The following is a 19135-nucleotide window of genomic DNA, read 5'->3' as shown; positions in this document are numbered from 1 at the left end:
TCGTGCTAATTAGGTCATAAACCATGAGAAATTGCAGGGATATAGTCGACTTTATTTAATTGAACAGTGCTTTAAATTCAACGCCAATGTGCTTATGATTGCAGCCTAATAAATATACCGACGTTACTTTATTAAACGTAGAATTCAACTCCGATGAGTATCTGCTTGATGATTCCGTGAGTTGCAACGCTCCTACAGTAGAAGAGATGATATGTCGAACAACGATTTAGTCACCGTGAACAACCTCACTTTTTCACGGGGAGAACGCATGATCTTTGATGATATTGATCTGCATGTTCCTGAGGGCAAAGTGACGGCCATTATGGGACCATCGGGAATTGGTAAAACAACACTGCTGCGTTTGATTGGTGGTCAGTTGTATCCCGAGCAAGGAGAGATCTGGTTTGATGGCGACAATATTCCCTCTCTCTCGCGTAAAAAACTCTACCATGCTCGAAAGAAAATGAGCATGTTGTTCCAGTCAGGGGCTTTATTCACTGATTTGAATGTTTTTGATAATGTCGCCTTTCCATTGAGAGAGCATACCGATTTATCGGAAGATTTGATTCGCACCATGGTGTTACTCAAGCTCGAAGCTGTCGGTCTACGCGGCGCGGCGCAATTAATGCCGAGTGAGCTTTCAGGTGGTATGGCAAGACGCGCTGCTTTGGCTCGTGCAATCGCACTTGATCCTGACCTGATCATGTACGATGAGCCGTTTGTGGGGCAAGACCCAATCACTATGGGCGTTTTGGTTGAGCTAATTAGCAATCTAAACCAAGCGTTAGGTTTGACCTCTATTGTGGTTTCTCACGACGTACCTGAAGTCATGAGTATTGCTGACTGGGTATACCTGATGGCCGATGGAAAAATCATCGCCTATGGTACGCCAGAAGAGCTGACTCAAAACTCTGATCCTCGTGTCCAGCAGTTCTTACAAGGTGATGCCGACGGTCCTGTACCGTTTCGTTTCCCTTCTCAAAGTATCGAAAAGGACTTATTTGATGGTCGATAACTTCATTCACTTTGTCGCATCGTTGGGTCGACGCACGCTTTCTATTTGCGGAGCATTTGGTCGTGCGACTTTCATGTTGATTGGGGCGCTATTTTCTAAGCCACAACCGATCAGAAGCTTTCCTCTGCTTGTTAAGCAACTTTATTCTGTTGGTGTTCAGTCGCTGGCGATCATCGTCGTATCTGGTCTGTTCATTGGAATGGTTTTGAGTCTACAAGGCTATGTTGTGTTGGTGGATTACGGCGCAGAAGGCAGTTTGGGGCAAATGGTAGCGCTTTCGTTACTCCGTGAATTAGGACCCGTTGTTACTGCACTTTTGTTTGCTGGTCGTGCCGGTTCTGCGTTAACCGCAGAGATAGGTCTAATGAAAGCAACGGAACAACTGTCTAGCCTTGAAATGATGGCGGTAGACCCATTGAAACGAGTGATTGCACCACGGTTTTGGGCTGGGGTTATCTCAATGCCTTTACTGGCTATGATTTTCATGGCTGTGGGAATTTGGGGCGCTCAGCTTGTTGGTGTTGACTGGAAAGGCGTTGATCACGGCAGTTTTTGGTCAGCGATGCAGTCCTCTGTTGAGCTAGGGCAAGACATTGGTAACAGTATGATCAAATGTTTTGCGTTTGCAATTACGGTTACTTGGGTCGCTCTATTTAACGGTTATGATGCTATTCCAACATCGGAAGGGATCAGCCGAGCAACTACGCGCACTGTTGTGCATTCTTCTTTAGCAGTACTAGGATTAGACTTTGTACTGACCGCATTGATGTTTGGGAATTAATCATGCAACAAACACGTAAAACTGAATTATGGGTTGGCAGCTTTGTATTAGCGGGAATTTGCGCGATTCTTGTGATGATTTTTCAAGTTGCTGACGTAAAAAGCATTGGCTCTGGTGATACTTATACCCTCAAAGCCGAGTTCGATAATATTGGCAGTTTAAAAGTTCGTTCTCCCGTAAAAGTGGGGGGCGTTGTGATTGGTCGAGTAAGTAGTATTTCGCTTAACCCAGACAACTTATTGCCAGTTGTAACACTATCTATCAATAGCAAATACAATCAGTTCCCAGAAACGTCGAGCGTACAAATTTTGACATCTGGCCTGATTGGTGAGCAATACATTGGTTTAGTACCTGGCTTCGTTTTTGATGATGAAGTCATGCTGGTGGATGGTGATACCATCGAAGACACCAAATCGGCGCTTGTGCTTGAAGACTTAATTGGTCAAGTACTCTACAGCGTAGGTGGTTCAGACGACTCAAGTAAGGAATAACTATGTTAGCGAGATTACTACTTTCAGTTTGTGCTGTGTTTAGCGTCTTTGGAGCAACAGCAGCAGAGGTGGATAAAACTGAACCTTATAAGATGATGAAGCAGGTAGCTGAAGTCACGTTCGAAAGATTGAAAGCCGAACAGCCGAAAATCAAACAAGATCCAAATTTACTTAAAGTGATCGTTGAAGAAGAGCTAATGCCTTACGTCAACTACCGCTATGCAGGGTTAAAACTTCTTGGTCCAAACTTAAAAGGTGCTAAGCGTGAAGATGTACTTGAGTTTATCGATGCATTTCGTGCGTACCTGATTGCGTCTTATGCACAAGTGTTGACGCAATACTCTGACCAAAAAATTGAGTTTGGTCCTGAGCCTAGCATTGATGACTCTAAGCGTATTACAAGCATTAAAGTTGATATCATCGATACTCCGCGTCCAAACATCAAACTTGAGTTTAAACTGCGTAAAGACAACCACTCTGGTGAGTGGGAAGCATTCGATATGATTGCAGAGGGCATTAGTTTGCTTTCTAGTAAACAATCCGAATGGAACAGTAAAATTCGTCAAGAAGGTATTCTATCTGTTGCTAAAGACCTAGAAAAATTGGCCGCAGAACCGATCCGCTTCGAGGCGAAGAAATAATGGCCCAGACTCCCGCTCAGTGGCAATTGGATCAAAACATTCTTAAGCTAACAGGGGCACTTGATAGAGATACAGTGCCTTCATTGTGGGCGTATGCACAGCAATGGCAACCTGCTCAATCGGAGCTGGAATGCTCGCTAAAAGAGATAGAGCGCGTCGACTCTGCAGGAATGGTGATGTTAATCCACTTATTAGAGCATGCAAAAAAGCAAAACTGTCATATAATGCTCAGTTTCGTGCCGGCGCAACTGCGCACTTTGTTTCAACTGAGCAATGTTGAATCTTTAGTGGCCAAACACATACAGAATTATCAGGGGTAAATTGTGGATAGCGCAAAAGTACAACAGTTATTAGAAGAAGCACTAAACCTTCAAGAAGTGCATGTGAAAGGTGAAGGTAGCCACTATGAAGTGGTTGCTGTTGATGCTTGTTTCGATGGAATGAGCCGCGTTAAGAAGCAGCAGCTAATTTATGCTCCTCTGATGGAATACATCCAGCGTAACGACATTCACGCATTATCAATCAAAGCGTTCACACCAGAAGAGTGGGCTCGTGATAAGAAATTGATGTCGCTTTAAGGTTTATTGATGGAAAAGTTTCGAGTTATTGGGTCAGATAAACCACTAGTTGGTGAAGTGACCATTTCAGGTGCAAAAAACGCAGCACTGCCGATTTTATTTGCGTCTATCTTGGCGGAAGAGCCAGTAGAAGTGGCAAACGTACCACACCTTCGTGATATCGATACAACCATGGAATTGCTTAAGCGTTTAGGCGCGAAAGTAAGCCGCAATGGCTCTGTTCATGTTGATCCAAGCAGTATTACAGAATACTGTGCGCCTTATGACTTGGTGAAAACCATGCGTGCTTCTATTTGGGCTTTGGGTCCTTTGGTGGCGCGCTTTGGTCAAGGTCAGGTTTCTTTACCAGGCGGTTGTGCTATTGGCGCTCGTCCTGTGGATCTACATATTTCTGGTTTAGAGCAGCTTGGCGCAACCATTACATTAGAAGATGGTTATGTGAAAGCAGAAGTGGATGGTCGTCTAAAAGGCGCGCACATCGTGATGGATAAAGTCAGCGTAGGCGCGACGATTACCATCATGTGTGCCGCAGCGCTGGCGGAAGGCACAACAACACTAGATAACGCTGCGCGTGAGCCTGAAATCGTCGATACCGCTGATTTCCTAAATAAGCTTGGCGCAAAAATCTCTGGCGCTGGCACAGATACCATTACGATTGAAGGTGTTGAGCGCCTAGGCGGTTGTAAACACAACGTGGTTGCTGACCGTATTGAGACGGGAACATTCCTTGTCGCAGCAGCAGTATCTGGCGGTAAAGTGGTATGTCGCAACACTAATGCTCATTTGCTTGAAGCGGTTCTCGCCAAGCTGGAAGAAGCTGGCGCGCTTGTCGAAACGGGTGAAGATTGGATCTCCGTTGATATGACCGACCGCGAGCTAAAAGCGGTAAGTGTACGTACTGCGCCACATCCTGGTTTTCCGACGGATATGCAAGCTCAATTTACGCTTCTGAATATGATGGCGAAAGGTGGCGGCGTGATTACAGAGACTATCTTTGAAAACCGCTTTATGCACGTACCAGAACTCATGCGTATGGGCGCTAAAGCTGAGATCGAAGGCAATACGGTTATCTGTGGTGATGTTGAGTCACTCAGCGGTGCGCAAGTGATGGCAACCGATCTACGAGCTTCGGCTAGTTTGGTTATTGCAGGTTGCATTGCTAAAGGCGAAACCGTCGTTGATCGTATTTACCATATCGACCGTGGTTACGACAAAATCGAAAATAAACTGGCTGCACTTGGCGCAAATATTGAGCGAGTGAGCTAGGCAAGTTAAACTGCACCGCAGGTAACTTGGATATCAAGAGAGCCGAAACCTGAGTTTCGGCTTTTTTATATCACTCTCATGACCATATTTTCCCTTTATGGAAAGAGAGATATTAATATCTGTATCTGGCAAAAGCCGGTTCCTGGAGAACAAGAATGATTGCACTGTTACGTGTATTTGCTGTCGCTATCTTTGCGATTGTTATGTTTATTGGTGGTTGTGGTTACTGCCTATTAAGCCCTAGAAATCCTAAGCACGTTTTCACTTTTGGCCGTTTGTTTGCCAAGATGTCTCGTGTGTTTGGGATTAAGTTAGAGTTGCGTATCCCTGAAGATGCGTATTCACGCGGCCAACATGTATACATTGCTAACCACCAGAACAACTGGGACATGTTTACTGTTTCTGCGGCTGTGACTCCGAAAGTTGTGACAGTAGGTAAAAAGAGCTTGGCTTGGATGCCACTGTTTGGTCAGCTTTACTGGCTTACGGGTAACATTCTGATTGACCGAGCGAATCGTTCTAAAGCAAAAGGTACTATCGATCAGGTCGTGAGCAGCATGAAAGAAAGTGATGTTTCGGTGTGGATGTTCCCAGAAGGCACGCGTTCTCGTGGGCGTGGTTTGCTGCCATTCAAAACAGGTGCTTTTCATGCGGCAATTGGTGCAGGTGTGCCAATCATTCCTATCGTATGTAGCTCGACGAATAAAATTAAGCTGAACCGTTGGAACAATGGTCATGTGATTGTTGAAATGCTACCTCCAATCAGCACTGAAGGCTATGGTAAAGAGGGCATTCGCGAGTTAGCGAATATCTGTCGTGAACAGATGAAAGAGAAGCTTGAATCGTTAGATGAAGAAGTCAAACAGCGTAATGCTGCTTAAGTTTTACTGCGATATCATCACGAAAAGACAATAAAAAACGGGTAGCCTGAGCTACCCGTTTTTTTATGTTTGTCAGCAAGTGCAATTATTTGCGAACAGCGATTGCTTCAATCTCGATGCCAACATCTTTTGGTAGGCGAGCCACTTCTACACAAGAGCGTGCAGGGTAGTTTGCTACGCCGTGCTCATCAAAGAACTTGCCGTAAACTTCGTTCACTGTGCCAAAGTCATTTAGGTCTTTAACAAAAACCGTTAGCTTTACAATATCAGATACTTTAAGACCTGAAGATTCAACTACAGCCTTTACGTTTTCTAGAGACTGACGAGCTTGTTCTGCGATATCAGCAGACACTTCACCTGTCGCTGGGTTTACTGGGATTTGGCCTGAAGTAAGAACCATGTTACCTAGATCTACGCCTTGAACGTAAGGACCGATTGCTGCTGGTGCAGACTCAGTGTGAAGTACTTTCGTCATTTGATTTTTTCCATCAGTTGTAGGGAATAAAGATTCTCAGTTTGCCTCTAAACCCTCGGTAGGTAAAGAGCAAAATACCCTGGCATTGCAGGGTATTTTAAACGTATCACAGCCTAGTCGTGCGGCGTGTTTATCGCTCGGTTACGATCTCACGTGAGAACACTTTCTCGCAGTATTTACACTTTAGGCGGATTTCTTGTTTTTTCTCGAACACGCTAAAGCTGCTTTCTACTGGTTCATTATGAGAAATACAGTTTGAATTTGGGCATTCAAATACATCATTGATGCGCTCAGGAAGCTCTAACGCGAGCTTTTTCACCACTTCATAATTCTCGATTTGATTCACGGTCGCGTGAGGAGCATACAACGCTAGCTTGCTCGCTTGCTCTTCATTGATAAACACATTTTCGATTTTGAGTAGATCTTTATGACCGAGTGCTGATGATGGCAAGTTCAGTCCAATCGTTACGCGTTGTGATGAATTGTGCATATCGAACAGTCTTAATACTTTGATGCCGATTTGCGCAGGGATGTGGTCGATGACCGTACCATTTTTGATTGCTTCTACCTGCAATTGAGTTTCTTTAGCCATGATTTTTCCCCTCGATTACAGTGTTTCGTTTAGAACAAGTGCCAGCAGTGCTTGGCGAGCATACACGCCATTTTGAGCTTGCTGGAAGAAGTAAGCATGAGGCGTTTTATCAACATCAGTTGTGATTTCATCCACACGTGGTAGTGGGTGCAGCACTTTCAAGTTCTCACGCGCGCCTTCTAGTAGTGCCGCCGTTAGGATGTAAGCCGACTTAATATGTGCGTATTCCGATTCGTCAAAACGTTCTTTCTGTACGCGTGTCATGTACAGAATATCCAGTTCAGGAATCACACTTTCCATGTCTGTGTGTAGGCTATATTGAATGCCAGATTCGTCTAGTTCTTCGCAGATGTAATCTGGCATTGCCAGCGCATCTGGTGCAACAAAGAAGAAGCGGATGTTGTTAAACTTTGCTAAGGCTTGAGTCAGTGAGTGCACTGTGCGGCCATATTTTAGGTCACCTACGAATGCGACGTTCAGGTTGTCTAGACGCCCTTGTGTTTCCGCGATGGTGTATAGGTCGAGTAGCGTTTGAGTTGGGTGTTGGTTTGCACCGTCGCCCGCGTTGATCACTGGCACGCCATTTGAAAATTCAGATGCCAAGCGAGCGGCGCCTTCTTGTGGATGACGCATCACAAAGGCATTGACGTAAGAAGAGATGACTTGTACTGAATCTGCGAGTGTTTCGCCTTTTTTCGCCAGAGAGGTATTACCATCATTATCAAAGCCAATCACGTCACCACCAATGCGCTGAATCGCTGTTTCAAACGATAAACGTGTACGTGTTGATGGTTCAAAGAAACAACTTGCAACGACTTTGTTTTTAATCAGTTCTGGTCGAGGTGCTTTTTTAAGGCTACCTGCTGTTTCTACGATAAGTTCCAGTTCTTCGCGTGAAAGCTCTGGAATAGAGATGATGTGCTTCTGGTAAAGCGAGTTCGCCATGATCTTCTTCCCTATAACATTGATGACTACATCCAAATAACCGAAAGGAATTTTGGACATAAAAAAACCTCCCCAATGGGGAGGTTTTAAAATTCAATAGAATTAACGAAAATAACACCACGTAAGCGTAGTCGCTTAGCGAGAGCAAATCGCGTTTTTACGTCAGCAATCAGCGTGGTCATTTCTTAATCCTCAGACAAATTGCCGAGCATTATACGCTTAACTTTCGTGAGCGCAAGCGATTACATCATGGTTTTTATCGGCTGTTTTTGCGCACTGGTTTAGCTTCCTAGCGTCGCAACCATCACGGCTTTGATGGTATGCATACGGTTTTCAGCTTCGTCGAATACGATGGAGTATTCCGATTCAAATACCTCTTCTGTTACTTCAAGGCCTTTCATACCGTATTTTTCAGCGACTTCTTTGCCGACGGTGGTTTCATCATTGTGGAAAGCTGGAAGGCAGTGCATGAATTTCACATGTGGATTACCCGTTTGCTCAATCACGTCCATATTGATTTGATAAGGTGTCATTAACGCTACACGTTCATCCCATGCCTCGGCAGACTCACCCATAGACACCCAAACGTCGGTGTATAGGAAGTCACAACCTTTCACACCTTCCTCAACGCTTTCTGTTAACGTGATTTTTGCACCGGTTTGTTGCGCGATAGTTTGACAAGTTGCCACGAGCTCTTCTTCAGGCCAGAACGCTTTTGGCGCGACAAGGCGAATATCCATGCCCATTTTCGCTGCGCCCACCATAAGTGAGTTACCCATGTTGTTGCGCGCATCACCTAGGTAAGCGAAGGTTATTTCATGCAGCTGTTTACCACGGCCGTGCTCTTGCATGGTCAGGAAGTCAGCAAGGATCTGGGTCGGGTGGAACTCATCCGTTAAACCATTCCACACTGGAACACCAGCATACGTACCAAGCTCTTCAACAATGGATTGGGCAAAGCCTCGGTATTCAATCCCGTCGTACATACGACCAAGAACACGAGCGGTGTCTTTCATCGATTCCTTATGACCGATCTGCGAGCCAGAAGGGCCGATGTAAGAGACTTGAGCACCTTGGTCAAAGGCAGCGACTTCAAACGCACATCGGGTACGAGTCGAAGATTTCTCAAAGATTAGTGCGATGTTTTTACCTTGAAGTTTCTTCTGCTCTGTTCCTGCATATTTAGCTTTTTTCAGCTCTGCAGACAGTTCGAGCAAAAACTGGATTTCTTTGGTTGAGAAGTCCAATAGCTTCAAAAAGTTGCGGTTACGTAAATTGAAAGCCATAGCTCGTCCCTTAGTACATGTGATTAGATTAATAGAATTCATTAAAACATATAAATGCTTTTATTGTGAATAATTATTTTCAAATAAAGCTAAAAAAGGTTGATGTATTCACATCAACCTTAGTTTTGATTCACCTAATGTAAAGGGACGAGTAAGTTATATATCGTCTCGCTCTATTGGACAGCTCATACAGCGAGCGCCACCGCGACCACGACCAAGCTCGTTACCAGGTACTGTCAGTACTTTGATGCCAGCTTTATCGTATTTTTCGTTGGTGTATACGTTGCGTTCGTAACCAATTACTACGCCCGGTTTTACAGTTAGAACGTTATTGGCATCATTCCATTGTTCGCGTTCCGCTTCATAGCTGTCGCCACCAGTGGTGATGATTTTCAGCTGATCTAAGCCAAGAGCGGACTCAATCGCGTGCAGATAGTTATGTGAGGCTTCAACATGCATTTCACCGTTGCCTTTTGGTGTTAAGCGCCATGTGTCGAGATCTTTGCGCATGATCTCTGGGTAGACAGAGAAAGTATCTACATCCATATGGGTCATCACAGTGTCTAAATGCATACATGAGCGGTGTTTAGGCAGATCAATTGCAATCACCTCGGTAGCTTGGCCTGCTTTAAATAGGCTCGCTGCAAGGTTCTCTACGCCTTGCGCGGTCGTACGCTCAGACATACCGATCAGAACTGCACCTTTACCAATAACCAACACATCACCGCCTTCGACATTAGCATTATCATAATGCAGATCATCGTCACCGAAGTATTTGATAAAATCTTGGCCAGCAAAAATTGGGTGCCAACGATAAATCGCACGTAGGTGGTTTGTTTCACGTTGGCGTGCAGGCATCATCATCGGGTTAAGAGAAACGCCGCCATAAACCCAACATGAGGTATCACGAGTAAAGAGGTGATTAGGCAGTGGCTCAATAACAAAGTCGAGAGGACGCTTCATTTTTGGCAGCATAGAAGATGAGGAGATCGGTAGCTCTGAGTATGCTAAGCCACCTAAAAAGATGCAGGCAAGATGTTCATCATCCATTTCTGAAAAGTATTGGCGTAGGTCTCGCGCAAATGTTGGCCCGTAGCGAAAGTCAGAAATCTGAGTGTTCAGCAGCCATTGTTTTGCTTCTGGAACGGCGAGGGTTTCGACCAGTAAATCGTGGAGGAGAAGCACTTCAACGTCTTGCTCGCGCAGCGTACGTGCGAATGCATCGTGCTCTTCACCTGCCGCTTCTACAGCAAGAACGTCATCAAATAGCAACTCATGACAGTTTGACGGAGTTAAGTGGGTTAGGGCGCGTTCAGGGCGATTTAATAGAACTCGTCGAAGTTGACCAACTTCTGATCCAACGTACAGCTTGCTCATTTTGTATCCTTACAAATTTTCCAGCCATTAGTTATGACAAGCTTCCTAGAAAGATGCAAGTTATCAAGCTTTGTTTATATTCTGTTGTTTCTGGTTTTGTTAGTGTTTTATTTTTATTTTGATTCTTAATAAATTTATTATTAGATATAAATGCTGTTTTACTAAAATTAGAGTGCGTGCGTTTTTATTCTAATTTTCCCGTTGAGAAAGAATACACGCACAGTGCATAAAACGTGCATTTTTATTCTAAATTATGCATTATTAAAGTGAATTTATTCGTTATGCTTCTTCGTTTTACACGTGAGTGTATTCAAGAAAGCATCATAAACACGCATAGAAAGAGAAAATAACCACATTAAGTGTCAATTAGGATGTTCTGAATATTAAAAAATGCCATTCTTTGTTAATTTTTTGTTTCTTTGTGTGGTCGGTTTAATATTTAGATTCAAATAACCGATAAGAATCGCAGTGGTATGATGTTTGTTTGTGGCTTTTCATCGCAATCCATGCCATATTTCACCGGATCAGCATACTCAGTATCGGGTATTGTGTTTCCATCAAGTAACTAATCTGGAGCCAAAACATGTCTCACGAAGATGAATATCTATCAGTAGAAGAATTAATTGAGATTCAAAAGGAAGAGACTCGCGATATCATTGCAGCATTGCTAGAAGATGGCAGCGATCCAGATTCGCTATACGAAATTGAGCACCACCTGTTTGCAGAAGATTTTGACACGCTAGAAAAAGCGGTAGTTGAAGCATTCAAGATGGGCTTTGAAGTTCTTGAAGCAGAAGAAACTGAAGATGAAGATGGTAACAAGTTGCTTTGCTGTGATGCGACTATGGAGTCCGCACTAGACGCAGAAGCGATTGATGCGCAAGTTGAAAAATTGATTCACTTGGCAGAAAAATACGACATCATCTATGACGGTTGGGGTACGTACTACGAAGGCGAAGATGCGCTTTACCCTGAAGAAGATGAAGACGACGAGTAATCAAAGCTCACTACTTTTGGAAAAACCAGCGTTTAACGCTGGTTTTTTTATACCTTGAAAAACTGACGAATGTGGAGGCGATAAATAATTCACATTGAGTTTATAGGGGATTTCTCCCTATAATGCGTGAAAATTGATCTAGCTCAAGGTGTATATGCAACTCTCACTCGCCGGTTTATGGCAAGTCTCTCCACTGACGGACCTTTCTATCCCACAGGATGACATTACTTTCCCTGCTCCTTTGAGTCAGGTATTGCCAGCTGAACTGACAGAAGAAGCAATTCGTCAGCAAGAGTGGCACCTGATGCATGACATTGAAGTGGACGAATCCATGATGGCATTCCCAGCGGTAGAAATGGTGTTGGGTGGTGTGGATTACCATGCAGAAGTGCGTTTGAACGGAGTAGCATTGTTTGACTGTGACGGTTCTCAAAATGTCTACAAGAAAGACATTCGCCCGTTCATGCAGATGGGGCGCAACCGTTTTGAGATCCTATTCCTTGAGGAAGAAGAAGATCTTCTGTTGGATGAGGATAAACCGGAGTTGTGTTCACTTGCAGATCATGAATACCAAAAGAGTGACGAGCGCTTAGGGGTATGGCAAGAGCCGTATCTGCAGTTTATTCGCAATGTGCGTTTAGACCGCGTGGCTACTGAACAGATTTGGCACCACGGTGGTGGTTGTGAGTTTAAGGTGGATTTGTACTACCAAACTTTTGCGCCGGGTTTAGTATCGGCATCGGTTAAGTTCAATGGCATGACTTACCATATTCCTATTGATGTCCGAGCGGAGCATGCGAGCGCTTTATTCCAGATCGAAGCGCCAAAGTATGCCGATCTTACTGATCCTGATCCAAGTGATCTCTACCAGTTGTCTGTTGAGTTGGATGGGCAGCACCAAAACTTCACTGTTGCCTTGAGCCAGGAGCTTTGTGTTACCCATGTTGTGCTTTAACGTCTAATAATATTATCTATTACAGCATCTTAATCATTACGACTTCACATGCATCATGCCCTGTTTGTCCAAGCGGGGCATCGAGATGCTCAAAGCCTAGCTTTTCATACAAGCTTACCGCTTCTCTCAGACATTCAGTTGTCTCTAAATAGCACTGCTGATACCCAAATTGTTTCGCCAATTGTAAGCTCAATGCGACGATGCGTTTGGCTAAACCGTGTCCTCGTGTTTGAGGTAAGAAGTACATCTTTTGTAGTTCACACACATTTGGCTCGCCCGCTAAAGGGGCAAAGCCACCGCCACCAACGATCTCTCCGCGATGTTCAATGACCCAATAGGCGGCCCCGCATTGATTGTAAACCGAATACATATCATCAAGCGTTGGATCGGCCACACCATAACCTTTGTCTGCGGTTAAGCCGTATTCTGCAGAGACTTTACGAATCACATCTGCGACTTGCGGGTTGTCTGCTTTAGTAAGAGGTCGAAGAACGTATTCCTCAGACTGACACACTTTTGTTAGCCCTTTTAGGTAAGTCTCTAGACCAAGTTTGAGTTGCTCTTGCTCGCTGTCATCGAGTTGGGTAAGCAGTTGTTCAAAGAAGTGGTTTTGCTGTTGGTCCAGTTGTGATAACGCCTGTTGGCCTTGCTCTGTAATCGCTACGAGTTGACTACGTTTGTCTTTTGGGTTTTCGATGCTCTCGACCAAACCTAATTTAATCAAACCAGTAACGGTTCGGCTCGCGTTGGACTTGTCGACATTAAGCTGCTGTGCCAGCTGATTGATGGTCAATGGCTGCAATTGGATTTCACCCAATGCGTGCGCTTGCACTGGAGTGAGAGCGACATCGCTGCATTGTTTATCAAGCATACCAAGCAATCGGACGGCTTGACGGGAGTAGTGTCGAAGTTGACGAGCGTTCATTATCACTTACCTCTAAAAATAAAGTTGCGCACCGCAATTAAATTAATTGCGGTGCGCAACCTTGTCAATGGTAAATGTCATTTTTCTCGTTAGGAGACGTAGTGAGCCTCCATGTTTAAGCGTGGTGATGTAAACAAAACTGCGGTGCTGGAGCTTTTTCTGATGATTTACGCATCCATACTTTCTCGTGGAAGTAGTAAGCCACCGTGTTCAAACTCGGCTCTAGCATCGCCATTACGCCGCCGACGAATGCATCACCTGTTAGTAAGTAAACCACGGTAAAAGCGACGCTGAAGTGCACGGTCGCAAAGCTTGCGGTTTTTAATTTGGTCATCCACTGACGAGCTTTAAGTGCTGGGACTTTTGCCCATGCCTTTTCATGAAAGTAGAAGGCTACGGTGTTCACTGAAGGCTCAATCATGGCAATTAAACTACCAATTAGAATGTCGCCTGTGAGTACGTAAGCGACACTAAATGCGATAGTAAAATGCAGTGCTGCGAAAGTTAGTGTCTTTTTCATGATAATTACTCAATCGTGTTTGTTTCGATGAGTTCATTATCGATAATAATTCTCATTAATGATAATGGGTAATGAGTATTGTTGTGATAGGGGGAAGCTATTGATGATGGTTTTGGTGAAATGTATACAAAAAAGGTTGGCCATGATGACCAACCTTTTGAACCAAAAGTGAGAAGTGTTAATTCTTCTCTTTCACTGAGGCTTAAAGCGCAGCGATCGTTGTCTTCTGCTCTTCTAGCTTAGCTAGCGTTTCTTTGTAGCCTTCAAGCTTCTCACGCTCTTTAGCAACAACTGCTTCAGGTGCTTTCGCTACGAAGCCTTCGTTACCTAGTTTGCCTTCGATACGCTTGATTTCGCCGTGAGTTTTCTTGATTTCGCCATCTAGACGAGCAAGCTCAGCATCTTTGTCGATCAGACCTGCCATTGGGATCATCAACTCAGACTTACCAACCAGTGCTGTCGCACATGCAGGAGTTTGTTCGCCAGTTTCAAGCACGCGTACTGCTTCTAGCTTCGCTAGTGACATCAGTACTTGCTTGCTTGCTTCTAGACGAGAGGCATCTTCTGCATTTGCTGCTTTCAGCATAACGTCAAGCGGCTTACCAGGGTTGATGTCGTATTCAGCACGTAGGTTGCGGATGCTAGTGATGAACGCTTTCACCCACTCGATGTCGTCTAGCGCTTCTTGGTGGAAGTTCGCTTCGTCAAACTGAGGCAGAGTTTGTAGCATGATTGTCTCGCCCTCAACACCGTCAACTAGTGGCTTGATGCTTTGCCAGATAGTTTCTGTGATGTAAGGAATCACAGGGTGAGCTAGACGTAGCGTCTTCTCAAGTACCGTGATTAGTGTACGGCGAGTACCACGCTGTTGCGCTTCAGTACCTTTCCATAGAACGGGTTTAGTTAGCTCTAGGTACCAGTCACAGAATTGGTTCCAGATGAATTCGTAAAGTGTGTTCGCAGCCATATCTAGACGGAAGTTGTCGATATGGTTGTTGAACGCTTTCGCTGCTAGTTCAAACTGAGACTCGATCCATTTGTCTGCTAGTGAGTATTCAATCTCACCACCGTTGAAGCCACAATCTTGCTCTTCTGTGTTCATCATTACGTAACGGCTTGCGTTCCATAGTTTGTTACAGAAGTTACGGTAACCTTCAAGACGCTTCATATCCCAGTTGATATCGCGACCTGTTGATGCCATTGCTGCAAGAGTGAAACGCAGTGCGTCTGTACCGTATGCTTCGATACCGTTTTCAAACGTCTTACGAGTGTTCTTCTCGATCTTCTTCGCTAGTTGAGGCTGCATCATGTTGCCACAACGCTTCTCTACGAGAGACTCTAGGTCGATACCATCGATCATGTCGATTGGGTCAAGTACGTTACCTTTCGACTTGGACATCTTGTCGCCGTTTTCGTCACGGATTAGACCAGTAACGTAAACCGTCTTAAATGGTACTTGTGGTTTGCCGTTTTCGTCTTTCACGAAGTGCATGGTCATCATGATCATGCGCGCAACCCAGAAGAAGATGATGTCGAAACCAGTTACTAGTACGTCTGAAGGGTGGAATACTTTCAGATCGTCAGTTTGCTCTGGCCAACCTTGAGTACCGAACGTCCATAGTGCAGAAGAGAACCACGTATCCAGTACGTCTTCGTCTTGGTGAAGTTCAATGACTGACTCTAGGTTGTTGTTCTTGCGAACTTCTTCTTCAGTGCGACCTACGTAAACATTACCTTGGTTGTCGTACCAAGCTGGGATGCGGTGACCCCACCATAGCTGACGAGAGATACACCAGTCTTGAACGTCACGCATCCAAGAGAAGTACATGTTTTCGTATTGCTTAGGAACGAATTGGATGTCGCCGTTTTCTACTGCTTCAACTGCGGTTTTCGCTAGAGGCGCAGTACGTACGTACCATTGGTCAGTTAGCATTGGTTCGATAACAACGCCACCACGGTCGCCGTAAGGAACTTGTAGATCGTGATCTTTCACTTCTTCAAGTAGACCTAGCTCGTCGAATTCAGCAACGATAGCTTTACGAGCGGCAAAACGCTCCATACCGTGGTATTTAGCTGGTAGCTCAGTGCTGTAAGCGTCGCTTGCTTCGCCGTTAGTGTTGAATACTTCTGCTGAGTCGCGGATGTTCGCGTCGAAAGTCAGAATGTTGATCATTGGTAGCTGGTGGCGCTTACCTACTTCGTAGTCGTTGAAGTCGTGCGCAGGTGTGATTTTCACACAGCCAGTACCTTTTTCCATATCTGCGTGCTCATCGCCCACGATTGGGATGCGACGATCAACGATAGGAAGGATGATTTCTTTACCGATAAGATCTTTGTAACGTGGATCTTCTGGGTTAACTGCAACACCCGTATCGCCTAGCACGGTCTCTGGACGAGTCGTTGCAACAACGATGTAGTCTTTGCCATCCGCTGTTTTAGCGCCATCTGCTAGTGGGTAGCGGAAGTGCCACATGTGGCCTTTAGTGTCTTTGTTCTCTACTTCTAGATCTGAAATCGCTGTGTGTAGCTTTGGATCCCAGTTAACTAGACGCTTACCGCGGTAGATTAGATCGTCTTCGTATAGACGTACGAAGACTTCTTGAACGGCGTTAGATAGACCATCGTCCATCGTAAAGCGTTCACGATCCCAGTCTACAGATGCGCCAAGACGACGAAGCTGCTTAGTGATAGTGCCGCCAGATTCGCCTTTCCATTCCCAGATTTTGTCGATGAAAGCTTCACGACCGTAATCGTGTTTTGTTTTGCCTTCTTCTGCAGCGATCTTACGCTCAACAACCATCTGAGTTGCGATACCAGCGTGGTCAGTACCTACTTGCCAAAGGGTGTTTTTACCCTTCATACGTTCACAACGGATAAGCGTATCCATGATCGTATCTTGGAACGCGTGGCCCATGTGTAGGCTACCAGTGACGTTCGGTGGCGGGATCATGATGCTGTATGATTCTTTAGTAGTGTCACCGTGTGGCTTAAAGTAGCCTTTCTCTTCCCAAGTCTGATACAGAGCTTGTTCGATTGAAGTTGGGTTGTATGTCTTTTCCATAGCGCTCTTTTAATGGATACGTTGATGGTTGAATCTTAGTCAATCTTTATAAGTGAGGGATCTTAACAAGATCGCCTTAACTATAAGGATTGACCGTTAAGGATATTGAATTTCGATCGTTTGCAGCTGGTAACCTGCTTGACGGTAAATTTTATATCTTTCTCTTGCGAGTTGTTTAGCTTTTTCTTCGCAGGGCACGAAGTCTACCACTTGAGCAAACTTGTTCGCAAAGGTTGTCTCATTTTCCGCCAAATTAATTACCAGCTGACGGTTCCAATTAGGTTTTACACCTTCATGGCCGATTTCAATATTGGTGGCGTATTTCGGTCCCTCGCCTACGAGGTTATGTGCCATGAACTTGTCTGCATCAACTTGCCAAAAGGCTTCAGCGAGCTGCTCGGCGTGTGGTTTGTCTTGGCAGTTTAAATACACTTTAGCGCCTTGGCGAGCAAAGTGCTGAGCCAAAAACACGATGTATTCTTCAAAGCCAGCCACCGTTGCTTGCGGGCTCTCTTCGTTAATGATGTAGAAGGTTGCAGTTTGCATCATTCTCTCACTTGCCTTGGGTCTCTTCCTAAGACCATCTTAAGTCCCACTTTCATTTTAGAAAATTAGGATAATAAAAAAGGGCCTTGCGGCCCTTTTAGATTCTGTTCAGAAATTACTCTTCTGTCTCTTGGCCGCTGCGGTTCAAAAGGAATTGGACAAGCATTGAGACAGGACGGCCCGTTGAGCCTTTCGCTGCGCCTGATTTCCACGCGGTACCTGCGATATCGACGTGTGCCCAGTTGTACTTCTTCGCGAACTTAGATAAGAAGCAACCCGCAGTAATTGTGCCACCAGGGCGACCACCAATGTTTGCCATATCCGCAAACGGGCTTTTCAACTGTTCGTGGTACTCGTCTGCCATTGGTAGACGCCATGCACGGTCACTCGCTTGCTCAGAAGCGTTTACTAGCTCATGAGAAAGAGGGTTGTGGTTAGAGATTACGCCGCTGATATGGTGGCCTAGTGCGATAACACAAGCACCAGTTAGCGTTGCAACGTCAACCACGCAGTCTGGTTCGAAACGCTCTACGTAAGTCAGTGCGTCACAAAGAACAAGACGACCTTCCGCATCCGTGTTCAGAACTTCTACAGTTTGACCAGACATGGTCGTTAGGATGTCACCTGGACGGTAAGCGTTGCTGCCAGGCATGTTTTCACAGCCCGCTAGAACACCAATAACGTTGATTGGTAGGTTTAGCTTCGCTAGCGCTTTCATTGTACCGAATACCGATGCCGCACCACACATGTCGTACTTCATCTCATCCATACCTTCGCCCGGCTTTAGAGAGATACCGCCTGAGTCGAAGGTTAGACCTTTACCTACGAGCACAATCGGTTTTGCATCTGAGTCAGGGTTACCTTTGTACTCGATGATAGACATCATAGATTCGTTTTTAGAACCACGGCCTACTGCTAGGTAAGAGGTCATACCCAGTTTTTCCATCTCTTGCTCACCAATGATCTTGGTGGTTACGGTTTCGTAATCGTCAGCAAGACGACGAGCTTGAGAGGCTAAGTAAGCTGGGTTTGCTACGTTTGGTGGCATGTTGCCAAGGTCTTTTGAGGCTTTGACACCTGATGCGATAGCAAGACCATGAGTGATTGCTTTTTCACCCAAGTTCAATTCACGACGCGTTGGTACGTTGAAAACAAGCTTGCGCAGTGGGCGGCGAGTCTCAGGTTTCACGCTCTTGAATTGATTAAATGTGTATAGACCATCTTTAGTCGCTTCTACAGCCTGGCGCACTTTCCAGTATGTATCACGACCCTTAACATGCAGTTCAGTTAGGAAACATACCGCTTCCATTGAGCCTGTCTCGTTAAGTGTGCTGATCGTCTTTTGAATGATTTCCTTGTACTGGCGCTCGCCAAGTTCACGCTCTTTGCCGCAACCGACAAGTAAAACGCGCTCTGACAAAACACCTGGTACTTGATGCAGTAGCAGCATCTGACCAGGTTTACCCTCTAGATCACCACGGCGAAGTAGTGAACTGATGTAACCGTCACTGATTTTATCAAGTTGTTCGGCTACTGGAGAAAGGCGACGTGGTTCAAACACACCAACAACGATACATGCGCTACGTTGTTTCTCTGGACTGCCACTTTTTACACTGAACTCCATGCGTACTCCTACATCCTGAAGACAAATTGCTCTAAATGTTAGATAATGATCGCTTACTTGTTGAATTTTAGCTCCAGGCTTACATGCAGAGCTGATTAAGCGACTAACATCTAGTTTATAATTTTTAAAAAAATAAATGGTTCAACGGGAAACTATAGTGATTCGACCAAAAAAACAAG

The 19135-nt window shown here is 45.0% G+C and carries 21 protein-coding genes; 10 read left to right on the top strand and 11 right to left on the bottom strand.

Features of this window, described 5'->3' with window-relative positions; translation table 11 throughout:
* Positions 1-211 precede the first annotated feature (211 nt).
* From mlaF to R7Z78_RS19840, 8 genes are all read left to right on the top strand, one after another.
* Positions 212-1015 (top strand): phospholipid ABC transporter ATP-binding protein MlaF, encoded by an 804-nt coding sequence (mlaF, locus tag R7Z78_RS19875; protein WP_005388422.1) that lies wholly within the window; start codon positions 212-214, stop codon positions 1013-1015.
* Positions 1005-1796, top strand: a complete 792-nt coding sequence (gene mlaE, locus R7Z78_RS19870) for a lipid asymmetry maintenance ABC transporter permease subunit MlaE (protein ID WP_005381100.1) — start codon at positions 1005-1007, stop codon at positions 1794-1796. The genes mlaF and mlaE overlap by 11 nt, the downstream gene beginning before the upstream one ends.
* Before the next feature lie 2 nt (positions 1797-1798).
* On the top strand, positions 1799-2287 hold the full coding sequence (mlaD, locus tag R7Z78_RS19865; protein WP_005381099.1) for an outer membrane lipid asymmetry maintenance protein MlaD: 489 nt from the start codon (positions 1799-1801) through the stop codon (positions 2285-2287).
* A 2-nt stretch (positions 2288-2289) separates the two neighbouring features.
* Entirely contained in the window at positions 2290-2928 is a 639-nt protein-coding gene (gene mlaC / locus R7Z78_RS19860; protein ID WP_017821301.1) for a phospholipid-binding protein MlaC, read from the top strand.
* Positions 2928-3248, top strand: a complete 321-nt coding sequence (locus tag R7Z78_RS19855; protein ID WP_005381093.1) for a lipid asymmetry maintenance protein MlaB — start codon at positions 2928-2930, stop codon at positions 3246-3248. Before mlaC ends, R7Z78_RS19855 begins: the two co-directional genes overlap by 1 nt.
* A gap of 3 nt (positions 3249-3251) precedes the next feature.
* The gene (gene ibaG, locus R7Z78_RS19850; protein ID WP_005381092.1) at positions 3252-3506 is read left to right on the top strand and encodes a BolA family iron metabolism protein IbaG; all 255 of its coding nucleotides are present in this window, start codon (positions 3252-3254) and stop codon (positions 3504-3506) included.
* 9 nt (positions 3507-3515) lie between these two features.
* Positions 3516-4772: a UDP-N-acetylglucosamine 1-carboxyvinyltransferase gene (gene murA, locus R7Z78_RS19845; protein ID WP_005388419.1), complete on the top strand. Its 1257-nt coding sequence runs from the start codon at positions 3516-3518 to the stop codon at positions 4770-4772.
* A gap of 155 nt (positions 4773-4927) precedes the next feature.
* Positions 4928-5653, top strand: a complete 726-nt coding sequence (locus R7Z78_RS19840; RefSeq protein WP_005381088.1) for a 1-acylglycerol-3-phosphate O-acyltransferase — start codon at positions 4928-4930, stop codon at positions 5651-5653.
* Positions 5654-5738: 85 nt separating this feature from the next.
* Here the strand turns inward: R7Z78_RS19840 and R7Z78_RS19835 are convergent, their stop codons facing one another.
* From R7Z78_RS19835 to arcA, 6 genes are all read right to left on the bottom strand, one after another.
* Positions 5739-6128 (bottom strand): RidA family protein, encoded by a 390-nt coding sequence (locus R7Z78_RS19835; RefSeq protein ID WP_005381087.1) that lies wholly within the window; start codon positions 6126-6128, stop codon positions 5739-5741.
* Positions 6129-6258: 130 nt separating this feature from the next.
* A complete protein-coding gene (gene pyrI / locus R7Z78_RS19830; RefSeq protein WP_005381086.1) occupies positions 6259-6720 on the bottom strand; it encodes an aspartate carbamoyltransferase regulatory subunit in 462 nt (153 codons plus the stop codon).
* A gap of 15 nt (positions 6721-6735) precedes the next feature.
* Positions 6736-7665 carry an aspartate carbamoyltransferase gene (gene pyrB / locus R7Z78_RS19825; protein WP_104975635.1) on the bottom strand — a complete coding sequence of 310 codons (930 nt, stop codon included), beginning with the start codon at positions 7663-7665 and terminating at the stop codon, positions 6736-6738.
* Positions 7666-7751: 86 nt separating this feature from the next.
* The gene (locus tag R7Z78_RS19820; RefSeq protein ID WP_005381084.1) at positions 7752-7847 is read right to left on the bottom strand and encodes a hypothetical protein; all 96 of its coding nucleotides are present in this window, start codon (positions 7845-7847) and stop codon (positions 7752-7754) included.
* Between the two features lie 99 nt (positions 7848-7946).
* Positions 7947-8951 carry an ornithine carbamoyltransferase gene (locus R7Z78_RS19815; RefSeq protein ID WP_104975634.1) on the bottom strand — a complete coding sequence of 335 codons (1005 nt, stop codon included), beginning with the start codon at positions 8949-8951 and terminating at the stop codon, positions 7947-7949.
* A gap of 156 nt (positions 8952-9107) precedes the next feature.
* The gene (arcA, locus tag R7Z78_RS19810; RefSeq protein WP_005381082.1) at positions 9108-10328 is read right to left on the bottom strand and encodes an arginine deiminase; all 1221 of its coding nucleotides are present in this window, start codon (positions 10326-10328) and stop codon (positions 9108-9110) included.
* Between the two features lie 583 nt (positions 10329-10911).
* Between arcA and rraB the strand changes: the two genes are divergently transcribed.
* Both rraB and R7Z78_RS19800 read left to right on the top strand, forming a co-directional pair.
* A complete protein-coding gene (rraB, locus tag R7Z78_RS19805; RefSeq protein ID WP_005381081.1) occupies positions 10912-11325 on the top strand; it encodes a ribonuclease E inhibitor RraB in 414 nt (137 codons plus the stop codon).
* A gap of 154 nt (positions 11326-11479) precedes the next feature.
* Positions 11480-12280: a glycosyl hydrolase 2 galactose-binding domain-containing protein gene (locus R7Z78_RS19800; RefSeq protein ID WP_104975633.1), complete on the top strand. Its 801-nt coding sequence runs from the start codon at positions 11480-11482 to the stop codon at positions 12278-12280.
* A 19-nt stretch (positions 12281-12299) separates the two neighbouring features.
* Here the strand turns inward: R7Z78_RS19800 and R7Z78_RS19795 are convergent, their stop codons facing one another.
* From R7Z78_RS19795 to pepA, 5 genes are all read right to left on the bottom strand, one after another.
* Positions 12300-13205 (bottom strand): bifunctional helix-turn-helix transcriptional regulator/GNAT family N-acetyltransferase, encoded by a 906-nt coding sequence (locus tag R7Z78_RS19795; protein WP_104975632.1) that lies wholly within the window; start codon positions 13203-13205, stop codon positions 12300-12302.
* 115 nt (positions 13206-13320) lie between these two features.
* Positions 13321-13725: a DUF2061 domain-containing protein gene (locus R7Z78_RS19790; protein ID WP_005381078.1), complete on the bottom strand. Its 405-nt coding sequence runs from the start codon at positions 13723-13725 to the stop codon at positions 13321-13323.
* Positions 13726-13927: 202 nt separating this feature from the next.
* Positions 13928-16786, bottom strand: coding sequence for a valine--tRNA ligase (locus R7Z78_RS19785; RefSeq protein WP_104975631.1), 2859 nt, complete (start codon positions 16784-16786; stop codon positions 13928-13930).
* 96 nt (positions 16787-16882) lie between these two features.
* Positions 16883-17332, bottom strand: a complete 450-nt coding sequence (locus R7Z78_RS19780) for a DNA polymerase III subunit chi (RefSeq protein WP_031777270.1) — start codon at positions 17330-17332, stop codon at positions 16883-16885.
* 115 nt (positions 17333-17447) lie between these two features.
* Positions 17448-18956, bottom strand: coding sequence for a leucyl aminopeptidase (pepA, locus tag R7Z78_RS19775; protein ID WP_005381073.1), 1509 nt, complete (start codon positions 18954-18956; stop codon positions 17448-17450).
* Between the last annotated feature and the right edge of the window lie 179 nt (positions 18957-19135).

This window comes from Vibrio sp. 1167 (genome assembly GCF_033340375.1).
In the GTDB taxonomy this organism is placed as follows: domain Bacteria; phylum Pseudomonadota; class Gammaproteobacteria; order Enterobacterales; family Vibrionaceae; genus Vibrio; species Vibrio alginolyticus.
The sequence above is the reverse complement of the archived record's forward strand: the minus strand, read 5'-3'. Positions and strand labels throughout refer to the sequence as shown.